11 protein-coding genes are annotated in these 11,604 nt (G+C 51.6%); 4 read left to right on the forward strand and 7 right to left on the reverse strand.

The features are described from left to right. Positions 1-62: 62 nt before the first annotated feature. From B3P58_RS13755 to ilvY, 4 genes are all read right to left on the reverse strand, one after another. Entirely contained in the window at positions 63-677 is a 615-nt protein-coding gene (locus B3P58_RS13755) for a sulfite oxidase heme-binding subunit YedZ (protein ID WP_225692497.1), read from the reverse strand. A gap of 15 nt (positions 678-692) precedes the next feature. After that, the gene (msrP, locus tag B3P58_RS13760) at positions 693-1,688 is read right to left on the reverse strand and encodes a protein-methionine-sulfoxide reductase catalytic subunit MsrP (protein ID WP_286718307.1); all 996 of its coding nucleotides are present in this window, start codon (positions 1,686-1,688) and stop codon (positions 693-695) included. Between the two features lie 110 nt (positions 1,689-1,798). Further along, entirely contained in the window at positions 1,799-2,602 is an 804-nt protein-coding gene (gene pssA / locus B3P58_RS13765) for a CDP-diacylglycerol--serine O-phosphatidyltransferase (protein ID WP_371736687.1), read from the reverse strand. A gap of 35 nt (positions 2,603-2,637) precedes the next feature. Continuing rightward, positions 2,638-3,513, reverse strand: coding sequence for an HTH-type transcriptional activator IlvY (ilvY, locus tag B3P58_RS13770; protein WP_286718309.1), 876 nt, complete (start codon positions 3,511-3,513; stop codon positions 2,638-2,640). Positions 3,514-3,655: 142 nt separating this feature from the next. On the opposite strand from ilvY, the gene ilvC reads away from it, so the two are divergent. After that, positions 3,656-5,143, forward strand: a complete 1,488-nt coding sequence (ilvC, locus tag B3P58_RS13775; protein ID WP_145471081.1) for a ketol-acid reductoisomerase — start codon at positions 3,656-3,658, stop codon at positions 5,141-5,143. 83 nt (positions 5,144-5,226) lie between these two features. Here ilvC and B3P58_RS13780 read toward each other — a convergent pair whose 3' ends face one another. The 3 genes from B3P58_RS13780 to B3P58_RS13790 form a co-directional block, all read right to left on the reverse strand. Continuing rightward, on the reverse strand, positions 5,227-5,961 hold the full coding sequence (locus B3P58_RS13780) for a fibro-slime domain-containing protein (protein ID WP_230331878.1): 735 nt from the start codon (positions 5,959-5,961) through the stop codon (positions 5,227-5,229). Positions 5,962-6,047: 86 nt separating this feature from the next. After that, entirely contained in the window at positions 6,048-6,713 is a 666-nt protein-coding gene (locus B3P58_RS13785) for an outer membrane beta-barrel domain-containing protein (protein WP_145471083.1), read from the reverse strand. Further along, complete coding sequence (locus tag B3P58_RS13790) at positions 6,683-7,474, reverse strand: SH3 domain-containing protein (protein WP_145471084.1); 792 nt, start codon at positions 7,472-7,474, stop codon at positions 6,683-6,685. The genes B3P58_RS13785 and B3P58_RS13790 overlap by 31 nt, the downstream gene beginning before the upstream one ends. 257 nt (positions 7,475-7,731) lie before the next feature. Here B3P58_RS13790 and B3P58_RS13795 point away from each other — a divergent pair, with 257 nt between their 5' ends. The 3 genes from B3P58_RS13795 to B3P58_RS13805 all read left to right on the forward strand — a co-directional run. After that, positions 7,732-8,304 carry an AraC family transcriptional regulator gene (locus tag B3P58_RS13795; RefSeq protein ID WP_222428628.1) on the forward strand — a complete coding sequence of 191 codons (573 nt, stop codon included), beginning with the start codon at positions 7,732-7,734 and terminating at the stop codon, positions 8,302-8,304. A gap of 5 nt (positions 8,305-8,309) precedes the next feature. Beyond that, on the forward strand, positions 8,310-9,995 hold the full coding sequence (locus tag B3P58_RS13800) for a tetratricopeptide repeat protein (protein ID WP_225692495.1): 1,686 nt from the start codon (positions 8,310-8,312) through the stop codon (positions 9,993-9,995). Then, positions 9,992-11,604, forward strand: a 1,613-nt coding sequence (locus tag B3P58_RS13805) for a tetratricopeptide repeat protein (RefSeq protein WP_286718319.1), incomplete at its 3' end; no start/stop codon positions are given. The genes B3P58_RS13800 and B3P58_RS13805, both read left to right, overlap by 4 nt.

Below are 11,604 nucleotides of genomic sequence, written 5' to 3' on the forward strand. Positions count from 1 at the left end.
AGCGGTCGAGAGGGGCGCATTATAGGGATATGAATCCGGGGGTCAACTGCTTTTTACATTACTTAACTATTATGTCCATCAGCGTGCTTCGTGACCGTGGCTTTCTGCCACCGCAGTAATAGCAGACAGAGTACGAGCGCGGCATACAACACTGGCTCGAACCACGAAGAACGGATCTGCAGCAGATAATGAACCGCCACGAGAACAGATAACGGATAAATCAGCTTATGCAGACGCTTCCACCCCTGCTTCAGCCGCCGTTGCCAGCCACGGGTGGATGTCACCGCTAATGGCAACAGCAGCAACCAGGCTGTCATACCTAATAGTAAATAAGGCCGCTTAATCGTTTCAGCCCCCAATTCAGCGAAACGCCACTCCAGAAGGAACGCAAAGTAAGACAGTAGGTGCAGAGAGGCATAGAAGAAAGCAAACAAGCCCAGCATACGGCGGTGCTGAATCAGCCAGGGCTGTTTCAGTAAGCGGCGCAGCGGTGTGACCGCCAGCGTCAGCAGCAGAAAGTTGAATGCCCAGGTACCGGTAAACCAGACAACCGCCTTCCCCGGCTCCGGGCCTAAAATGTCCCATTCACCAGACTGTAGCCGAACGATTGCCTGGCCTATATAGAGGAATGGCGTGATACCTAATAAGAAGAGAACAATGCGGCGCAGCCTGATCATGCAAACAATCCTGGTTCAGTAGTACTTGTGCAGGTCCATGCCTGAATAGAGAGAAGCGACTTCGCTGTAACCGTTAAACAGACGCGTCGAAATCCGGTTTGGTTTGAACAGACCAGATGGTAAGCGCCGCTCACTGGCCTGACTCCAGCGCGGGTGATCAACCTGCGGGTTCACATTGGCATAGAAGCCGTACTCATTCGGTGCAATGTCATTCCAGGTCGTGCGCGGCATGGTTTCGCGGAAGCGGATGGCAACAATCGACTTGATGCTTTTAAAGCCGTACTTCCACGGCACCACTAACCGCAACGGCGCACCATTCTGATTTGGCAGCACTTCTCCATATAAACCCACCGCCATCAGCGTCAGCGGGTGCATGGCCTCATCCATCCTCAGCCCTTCTTTATATGGCCAGTCGATGGTTGAGAAAGCCGAGCGCTGACCCGGCATCTGCTTTTTATCTTCCAGCGTGATGAATTCAATGTATTTAGCGCTGGCCAGTGGCTTGAAGCGTTTAATCAGATCTGCCAACGGAAAACCAATCCAGGGAATAACCATCGACCAGGCTTCGACGCAGCGCAGACGATAAATGCGCTCTTCCAGCTGCTGCCCTTTCAGCAGATCTTCAAGGGAGAAGGTACCTTTTACTTCGCACTCACCATCCACAGTCACCGACCATGGATCAGTCTTCAGCTTACTGGCATAACGGTAGGGGTCATCTTTACCGGTACCGAATTCATAAAAGTTGTTGTACTGAGTAACACTGCTGTAGGGCGTCAGCACCTCATCTTCGCCAAACGCGGTTTCACGCGCAGAGCCTATTTGCTCCCGCAGCCAGGGCGAGCCACTACTGCCCGGATCTTCACGACTCTGCAACGCCTGAACCGGCAAAGCACTGGCAGCAAATGCTAATGCCGCACCCTGACCAATAAACTGGCGACGCTTAAGATAGAGGGAGTGAGGAGTGATTTCGGACGCTAAAGGATCGGAGGGATTGTGCGGCTTAATGATCATGGAAGCTCCTCGGCTGGCGGTTTAACCGCCTTCCCGCGCCGGCTCCGGATAAGAGCAGATAACGCGCGGGAAGACTCAGAGCAAGGTTAGACTCAAATTGAGCTAAGAATTCAACCTTTGGCTCTTTTTTCACGCAGACGCAGCCAGGCTTCATACACCGGACCCGACAGCGCGTAGGTCATAAACACGCCCAGCAGTACCTTGGCCGGATCAATGGAGACCACGACAAACACGAAGACTACAGCCAGCATAGCAACAAAAGGCACCTTGCCGCGCAGATCCAGACCTTTAAAGCTGTGGTAGCGGAAGTTGCTGACCATCAGCAGGCCCGCCGCCGGCACGACAACCGCCATCAGCCAGGCGATTTCCGCACCCGGTGTTCCGGTTTCACTGAACACCCATACGGTACCAGCCACAATAGCTGCCGCCGCCGGGCTGGCCAGACCGGTAAAGAAGTTCTTATCGGCCACCGCCAGCTGGGTATTGAAACGTGCCAGACGCAATGCCGCACCTGCGACATAAATAAAGGCACCCACCCAGCCAATCTTACCCAGATCCTGCAACGCCCAGCTGAACGCAACCAGCGCCGGCGCCACACCGAAGGACACCATATCCGCCAGACTGTCGTACTCAGCACCAAAATCACTCTGGGTATTGGTCAGGCGGGCAACACGTCCGTCCAGACCATCGAGGATCATGGCAATAAAGATCGCGATCGCCGCGTTTTCGAAATGGCCGTTCATACTGGCCACTACCGCATAAAAGCCGGAGAACAAGGCACCGGTGGTGAACAGGTTCGGCAACAGGTAAATGCCTTTGCGTCCCGGCCACTTGGCAGACTTACGTCCGTTCTCGTCTTCGTTATCCATCAGGGGTACAACCTTGTTGTCATCATTCATTTGTTGCAGGCTCATAAACACACCTCAGTAGAACCGCTCATTATGAGGCATTAAATGGCGGCTGTCTTCCATAACGCCTGCAACAGGGGTTCCTGCAAACGCTGACTCTGGGCACACAGACCAATGGCAAAGGGTTCAAGTTCCGGCTGCACATTTAAAACCCGCACCCGGCCAGCCATCGGGCTGTTGCGCAACACCAGCTCCGGCACCACACCAACGCCTACTCCCAGTGCCACCATACTAACGATCGCCTCATTACCCGTTACCTGAGCATAAATATGCGGAGCGATATTGCGTGCGGCAAACCAGCGGTTAACGCGGGTGCGTGCCAGTCCGGATTCAGACAGCACCATCGGCACCTGCGCCCAGTCAATTTCCGTCTGGTTCAGCGGCAGCACAGCTCCCGGTGCGCGTGGCGCTATAAAGAGAAGCGGTGATGCCGCCATGGCTTTAAAAGTCAAACCGCCAGCCAGCTGTTCCGGACGCGCGGCAATCACCACATCCGCCTCGCCGGACTCGACCCGGGGAATGGATTCCGCCGCATCGCCGGTGTGAATACGCAAATCGACCTGCGGATATTTTTCGCGAAAGCGCGACAATAAGTCCGCCAGAAAGCTGTAGCTGGCGGTAACGGAGCAATACAGTGTCAGCCGGCCGCTCAGATCGCTGACCTGAGTTCCCACCGCACTGCGCAACTGCTCCCAGCTGAGCAGGGTCTGCTCAGCATGCTGACGGAACAGCTCGCCCACTGGCGTCAGCTGCAGGGGTGAACTGTCACGACTGAACAATTGTGCCCCGGCTTCTTCCTCCATCCGCGCCAGACGGCGACTCAGTGTCGACGCACTCATATGTAATTGCTGACTGGCTTTACCCAGATGCTGCAGCGAACTGAGACTGAGGAACACCTGCAAGTCCTTGTAATCCATCGTATTTCCTTAGCCGAAATAAGGTCGTTGCATAAAACGCAACGAGACGGCGCAAATATAGCATTTTACGCAACAGCCATCTTCCCCTACTATTCGCCGCAACGTTTTTTAATCCACATAACCTCAATTTAAGGAGCCAGAGATGGGTGCTAACTACTTCAATACTCTGAACCTGCGTCAACAGCTGGATCAGCTGGGCCGCTGCCGTTTTATGGACCGTTCTGAATTCGCTTCCGAAGCTGAATTCCTGAAAGGTAAGAAAGTTGTGATCGTTGGTTGTGGTGCTCAGGGCCTGAATCAGGGTCTGAACATGCGCGATTCCGGTCTGGACGTGTCTTACACCCTGCGTGCTGAAGCCATCGCTGAGAAGCGTCAGTCCTGGAAAAACGCGACTGACAACGGTTTCGTTGTTGGTACTTACGAAGAGCTGGTTCCACAGGCTGACCTGCTGATCAACCTGACGCCAGACAAGCAGCACACTGCTGTTGTTTCTGCTGTTATGCCTCTGATGAAAGAAGGCGCCTGCCTGGGTTACTCCCACGGTTTCAACATTGTTGAAGAAGGCATGCAGATCCGTCCTGACCTGACCGTTGTGATGGTTGCTCCTAAGTGCCCGGGTTCTGAAGTGCGTGAAGAGTACAAGCGTGGTTTCGGTGTTCCGACCCTGATCGCTGTTCACCCTGAAAACGATCCTAAAGGCGAAGGCTGGGACATTGCTAAAGCATGGGCTGCCGGTACTGGCGGTCACCGCGCTGGCTGTCTGGAATCTTCTTTCGTTGCTGAAGTTAAGTCTGACCTGATGGGCGAGCAGACCATTCTGTGCGGCATGCTGCAGACCGGTGCGATTCTGGGCTTCGAGAAAATGGTTGAAGACGGTATCGACGAAGGCTACGCAGCCAAGCTGATCCAGTACGGTTGGGAAACAGTGACTGAAGCTCTGAAGTACGGCGGCATCACCAACATGATGGACCGTCTGTCTAACCCGGCGAAAATCGTTGCGTTCGACATGGCTGAAGAACTGAAAGAACTGATGCGTCCTCTGTTCCGCAAGCATCAGGACGACATCATGACCGGCGAATTCTCCCGCACCATGATGGCTGACTGGGCCAACAACGATAAAAACCTGCTGACCTGGCGTGAAGAAACGGCAGAAACCGGCTTCGAAAAAGCACCGGCTTCTGACGTTGAAATCAACGAACAGGAATACTTCGACCACGGCATCCTGCTGGTTGCCATGATCAAAGCCGGCGTTGAACTGGCGTTCGAAACCATGGTTGAGAGCGGCATCGTTGAAGAATCTGCGTACTACGAGTCTCTGCACGAAACTCCGCTGATCGCCAACACCATCGCCCGTCGTAAGCTGTACGAAATGAACGTGGTTATTTCCGATACTGCTGAGTACGGTAACTACCTGTTCTCTCACGCTGCTGTACCTCTGCTGCGCGAGAAGTTCATGCCACACATCAGCACCGACGTTATCGGTAAAGGTCTGAAGCTGAAGTCTAACTCTGTAGACAACAAGCGCCTGATCGAAGTGAACGAAAACATCCGCAACCACCCGGTTGAGTGGATTGGTCAGGAACTGCGTGGCTACATGACTGACATGAAGCGCATCGTTGAAGCCAACTGATTTTGTGCTTTAACCCACAGTAATAAAAAACCCGGCAATTGCCGGGTTTTTTTATGTCTGCTTATCCGCTTATATAATCCGGATCAGAGGCATTCAAGCTCCAGTGTGGTCTGGAATTTAAAATGCGACTCCGTGGTATGGCGTTCGGCAAAGAACAGATCAAATGAATAGGTGTTGTAAGGCTCAATCCCCAGACGCTCGGCAACCTGATCCAGATCGAGGGTTTTCTCAATCATGCCATGAACACCACCGATATCCATCGCCAGCTTACCGTTGATAAACAGAAACAGGTCATCATCACCGCGGAAGGTAAAGTGGCCGCCCGGTACATAATAAAACTTCAGGTGTGTTTCCAGCGTGAAGTGGTAATTATGATAATTTCCCTGATTACCGAAGCCTTCACGGTCAATCGGGAAGAAACTGTGGTTGCTGTATTCCCAGAAGCCTGAAGCAATTTCACGAATCGTCAGATTCTTGCTGATGGCCATATTCACGCCCGGTACATCACGATACCACTGATCAAAATTGGCTTTGCCCGTTGTCGTTCTGCTGCGGCCTTCATGCGCGTAAACCGGACGTCCATCGTCACCCAGATCTTCTTTTACGATGCCATAATCGACACCATCCATGGTTTCAAAATCCGGATGGCTGGTTTTAAAGTCGCGGATTAAAACCGGAATGGTACGCGTACCATTCTCTGAGGTTTTGCACTCACAGGCTTCGCTATAGTCTGAGGGTGAACCGGCAACACTGATATTGCTGAAAACGAGCGGTAAAACAGACAGCAGCATACCTGTTGCGAAATTCCGACTAGCCATAAAGCCTCCAACCTTAAAGTAACACCAGCATAGTAAACGGAATGACGACTACAAAATGCGACCTGTGTTTACAAACCGTTATGCAATTAAAAGAAAACTGTTAACCCGGTAGCAAATTCAATGTTGTGCGTCTGCTTCTTATGCCCCAACAGCTCCGTGTCAAACATGTGGTCACGATAATCCAGGTTCCAGGTCAGCCAGTCTGAAAAAATAATGCGGTAACCTGTGCCAATCACCAGAGTAAATTGCTCATCTCCGGCAAAACGCGTATTACCAACACCACCAACCAGATAAAATGCAGAATTAAACGTCAGATTACGTGTAACAAAGGTTTCACCAGGGAACAGGTTGTAGCCCACCAGAACATCGTAATAACTGTATTCCCGTTCGGCATCAGTCAGAATATTAATGCCACTGCCATTAATGGTTTCATAGCTTGTACGGCCGGCTTCACTGCGGCCATAGTTTGCCTGCAGGAAAAAATCTTCCGTCGCATGAAATGACGCTTTTACGCCATATAGCGGATGTGTGCCGAAATCTTCGATACTGATCATGCCCAGGAAAAAACCAGCCTCGAACACTTCATTGTCGATTTTTGCCTGATCATTTTTGCTTTGCTGAACATCCGGCTCAATAATTTTGATCGGATTAATCACCACCGATCCATCATTACCCTCTTCTGCAGACAATGCCAATGGGCTGAGCAGCAACACTGCTGCCGTCAGAAGAAACTGCTGAAACCAATTCGCCATATTGCGTTACTCACTGTGTCATTGTCTGAAAATATTGTCAGATTGCGGTATTCACCGCGTAATACGAAGTTGAAACCGATGTAGGCATTTACACCAATGCCTAAACTGCGGAAATCATCGTTAACCGGTTTATTGCCAGGCAGTTTTTCTTTCAGCTGCAACTCCTGACGACCAAAACCCGCTGACAAAAAAGGAGTGAAAGACCAGCGATCCGTCGGTTCAACAATCAGGCTGACCGAGCGCTGGTAACCATCGACGGTATCTGCGAACAGCTGACCATATTCGGCTTCGATACCAAAATTACGGCTCAGGCGGTAACCCGCCAGCAGACTTACCTGTTCGGAGCCCTCCTGTTGGCCGACAGTAAAACCAAGACGCGCTTTGTGACGTAAAAAATCACCGTGGCGGGTTTCCGGTAACGCCACTGGCGTGCCGGTTTCCAGCAGTGTCCGCGCCAGGCTCTCACGGGTTACCCAGCCGGTTTTGCCGCGCCGGTCGGCGATCAGATACCAGGTTGTACGGCGACTGACCACTGCAATCTCTTCGCCTTTTTCCACCACATAAATAACCGGATAACCACGCCCGGGGCCGGTATGCAGCTCAAGAAACGGATCAATCACCTTCACTTTCAGGGCCTGATCAATATCTTCGCTGGAAACTTGTGGAGGTTGTTTTTCCTGCTGTGCCGGTTTGTCTTGTTGCGCCAGGGCGACAGAAGCCCCCAGACAAAGGCTCAGCGCCAGTATCAGGTGTTGTTGCATGATGATGCCGTCATAACAGATTCGGCGGGCATCTTACGGAAAAGGCCTTCCGGCTGTCTGGCAGTGAATCACCTTCCGACTGTTAACCTGTTCACACTGTGATGCCTGTTACAGCAAAAGTGTGACGCAGGCCTCATTAGCGATAAAAAAAATTGGCACTATTCCATTTTTTGAACAGGTGCAGGTTTTTAAATTCATAAGTGCAGATAATGCCCGACCGTCCAACGTCAGCGTAAAGAGCGGCAGGAGTAACAGACGTGCGTTTTTGGGCATTATTGTCATTTTTCATCAGCTTTTCCGTATCTGCCCCCCTGTTAGCAGCAGATGCCAGCATTGATTTTGGCCAGCAAAAATCGGAAGAAAAAGCCCACAAAGCCATGAGCGAAGTGCAGCGCTTGTCAGGAAATATTCAGGCGCTGAAGAACCGTGTTATCACGCTGAATAAAGATCTGCGGGTAATGGAAGAAGCACTGCTGTTTCCGACCAACACCCAGTTTTCAGTTTTTGTGGCCGTCGAAGGTGGACAGTTTTTTACCCTGGAAAGCGTCAAACTGAAAATCGACGACAAGATGGTCTCCACTCATCTGTATTCCGCCAAACAGCGTGAAGCCCTGAACCGCGGTGGCGTACAGAAACTGTTTATGACCAACCTGTCTGAAGGCAAGCACGAAGTCACCGCCTTTTTTACCGGTATTGGTCCGAATGGTCGCGCTTATAAAAGAGCAGCAGAGCTGACTCTGGAAAAAGGCAAAGCAAGCCAATATCTGGAACTGGCCATCACGGATGACAGCGCCCGCCAGGAACCTGTGTTTACCATCAATCAGTGGTAGTGCTTATGCGAATGTTTATGCGCTTTCTGCTGCCACTCATACTTGCCAGCCAGTGTGCCACCGCCGCGCAGGTTAAAGACCTGGAGTACGGCGGTATTCTGTTTGATTACTACCAGCAGGATTATTTTTCCGCTCTGGTACAGTACGAATACGCCCTCAGCCAGAACGCTCTGCAGCATCATGGCGATGAAGCCCGCTTACTTAAAGGCGGTATGACCCTTTCTTATGGTATTGCCGGTCAGGCCGAAGAAATCTTCAGCCAGCTGCTCACCCCGGAAGTTGCTGCCGGGCAACGCAACCGCGCCTGGTTTTATCTGGCCAAGCTCTATTATCAGAAAGCCGATACTCCGCGTGCTGCGCATGCCCTGATGCAGATTAACGGTCAGGTACCGCAGGATATTGCCGGTGAATATAACTACCTGGCGACGCTGATTAATATCCGCAACCGCCAGACTGATGCTGCCAACGCCGGTATTAATCAGTTGTCAGACAATATTCGTTTTCAGCCTTACCTGATTTACAACCTGGCCATTAGCCAGCTGAAAAGCGGCAAAACCAAAGAAGCTATGGCCAGCCTGAACCGCGTAATGACCACTGCGGCATTACATAAAAGTGAAGAGCTGGCCGTACTGGCTGACCGTGCACGGCACGCGCTGGCACAACTGGAAATGACCGAAGGCAATCTGCTGGCTGCCTGGAATTATCTGCAGGGCGTGCGTACCACTGGCCTGTATTCCAATCGCGCACTGTTAACCTATGCCTGGGCCGCGATCAAATTAAAACGCTATAGCGACGCAGTACCTGCGCTTAATCTGTTAAATCAGCGTTCAATTACCATTCCCGAAACCCAGGAAGCCAAAGTACTGCTGGCTCATGTTTATGAAACCGAAGGCGCCAAGCGCAGTGCCCTGAAACAATATCTGCTGGCCGAAAAAGCGTTTAAAGACGGCCTGAGTGCTATTGAGATGGCGCGTAAGGTTATCGCCTCGCAAGAAATTCCACAGGAATTTGTTATTAACCTCGAAGCCATGCTGGACGAATCTGACTGGTATGGCATGCAGCCAAGCCTGGATTACAACAAGCTGACCCCTTTTCTTACCGAGCTGATGGCTTCCAATAATTTTTACTCAGTCATCAAAGAGCTGCGCGACCTGTATGGTATCCGCCGCAACCTGCAGTTCTGGCAAATGCAGATTCACGAGCATGAACTTATCATCCGTATCCGCCGCGACCAGACCGGCATGGAAAAGCTGATGGCTGCCGCCAACGAGGCGCAGAAAAAATTCCGTTTCTATAAAGATGGATTAATGGAACAGAAGCTGACCACCCTGACACTGTCCGAACGTGATCAGGAACGCTTTACCAGTCTTTGGGCCAATACCCAGAAAGAGCTGGAACTGGTTGGCGATAAAATGGACCAGGTGGCCGCCATCAAAGAACCCTACAAACTCAGTTATCAGCTGCAGGCGCGCAGTAAAAAACTGGCAGCGCAGGTTGAACAGGAACTCAGCAATACCAACAGCCTTATCCGCTCACTGGAAAAAGTGATGCGCGGTGTCATTACCGCCGAGCTGGATAAGCACGAAGAACGGATCCGGTACTACTGGGCACAGGCGCGCTTGGGTAAAGCGCGGCTTTACGACAAAGCCCTGAATAACATCGAAGATTCCAGCAGCGGAGCACAGCAATGAAACACCTTAACCACATAGGCTTGCTTATGGGTTTGCCAATATTGTTGAGCGGATGCAGTCTGTTTGGCGGCAACGACACAATCGGCAGCTTAAAAAGCCAGGAAACCGAAGAAAGTAACCTCGATTTTTCCGATATGAATCACCATCAGGTGCGTGAGGAATATCAGGAACTGCTTGAGCTGGTCGATGACAAGTTCCTGAAAGAGCAGATCGAACGCCGTATCGCCGGTGTCTCCATGGCCGAAGGTGATCACCTGCAAACCAGCCCGGAGAATAAACCAAGCAAAGGTTACTACCGCGACGCCATTAATTCTTATATCGACATTCTGGAAAAATATCCGAACTCTCCGGATAACGCAGAAGTGCTGTACCAGCTGTCAAAAGCCTATGAGATGGAAGGCGAGCCCAAAAATGCCGAAGCCATGCTTAAGCGTCTGGTGGCTCTGCACCCGGATTATTCCGGCATTGCCGAAGCCCATTTCCGCTTAGGCGACATCAATTTCAATAACGAAAAATACAAGCAGGCCGAATTTCATTACCGCACGGTAACGGAAGCCAATGCCCCATCGCTGAAGCTCAATGCCCATTACATGCTGGGCTGGGCTCTGTATAAGCGCGGACTGTTTGATGATGCACTGGAATCTTTTGCTTATGTGCTCTCCGTTGTTCTTGACGAGCAAAGCAGCCAGACCCTGAGCAACGCCGAAAAGCCATTGGTTGATGACACCCTGCACTCCATCAGTCTGACACTGGTAAACCTCGGCGGTGCCGAAAAAATCAGTGACGTAAAAGGCCTGCGCAACAAAACCTATATCTGGCAGGTGTATGAAAATCTGGGGGCCTATTACCTGGAGAAAAACCGTTACGCCGACAGCGCTGCAACCTATCAGCACTTTATTGCCAGCTACCCAATGGATAGCCGCACACCGGGTATGCACAGCAAACTGATTGCAGCCTACATTAAAGGTGCGTTTGCCAAAGACGTATTACAGGCCAAGCAGGCTTATGTTGCCCAATACGGTATGCAATCCGCTTACTGGGCACAGGCCAGCGAAACCCTGCGTGCTGATATCAGCAGCAACCTGAAACCCTACCTGACCGAGCTCGCCGCACACTTCCATGCCCAGGCCCAGGCGCAGGCCAAACTGGCTGGCGAGAAAGACGCCGCCAAAATTAAAGGTGCCGATGAGCTTAACGAAAAATCAGCCGTCTCTTATGCCAGTGCGACTCAATATTATGGCGAATACCTGAGCAGCTTTCCGCAAAGCAGCGATCTGGCCAAACAACGTTACCTGAAAGCAGAAGCGCATTTCGAAGCCCGCCAGTACGATCAGGCTGCCGCCGACTATGAAATTGTCAGCTACCAGTATCAGGATAAAGAATTCGGCAACCGCTCAGGTTATGCCGCGATTCTTGCTTATCAGAACCGTATTGCGGAACTGGAACAGAACCCAAAAGAAAAATCCCACGCACAGGAAAATGCAGTCGCCAGTATGCTGCGCTTTACCGAGCGCTACGATACCGACAAGCGCTCACCTGCCGTACTGACTAACGCCGCCGAATATTTATTCAGCCTGAACCGTTATCCACAAGCGATTGACGTGGCCAG

Source organism: Thalassolituus sp. UBA2009 (assembly GCF_002335285.1).
Lineage (GTDB): Bacteria > Pseudomonadota > Gammaproteobacteria > Pseudomonadales > Oceanobacteraceae > Venatoribacter > Venatoribacter alkanivorans.

Coding starts and splice junctions, on each gene's coding strand:
- B3P58_RS13790 (WP_145471084.1), bottom strand. CDS start 7,474: ATGCAACAACACCTGATACTGGCGCTGAGCCTTTGTCTGGGGGCTTCT.
- B3P58_RS13755 (WP_225692497.1), bottom strand. CDS start 677: ATGATCAGGCTGCGCCGCATTGTTCTCTTCTTATTAGGTATCACGCCA.
- B3P58_RS13785 (WP_145471083.1), bottom strand. CDS start 6,713: ATGGCGAATTGGTTTCAGCAGTTTCTTCTGACGGCAGCAGTGTTGCTG.
- ilvC (WP_145471081.1), top strand. CDS start 3,656: ATGGGTGCTAACTACTTCAATACTCTGAACCTGCGTCAACAGCTGGAT.
- B3P58_RS13800 (WP_225692495.1), top strand. CDS start 8,310: ATGCGAATGTTTATGCGCTTTCTGCTGCCACTCATACTTGCCAGCCAG.
- ilvY (WP_286718309.1), bottom strand. CDS start 3,513: ATGGATTACAAGGACTTGCAGGTGTTCCTCAGTCTCAGTTCGCTGCAG.
- pssA (WP_371736687.1), bottom strand. CDS start 2,602: ATGAGCCTGCAACAAATGAATGATGACAACAAGGTTGTACCCCTGATG.
- B3P58_RS13780 (WP_230331878.1), bottom strand. CDS start 5,961: ATGGCTAGTCGGAATTTCGCAACAGGTATGCTGCTGTCTGTTTTACCG.
- msrP (WP_286718307.1), bottom strand. CDS start 1,688: ATGATCATTAAGCCGCACAATCCCTCCGATCCTTTAGCGTCCGAAATC.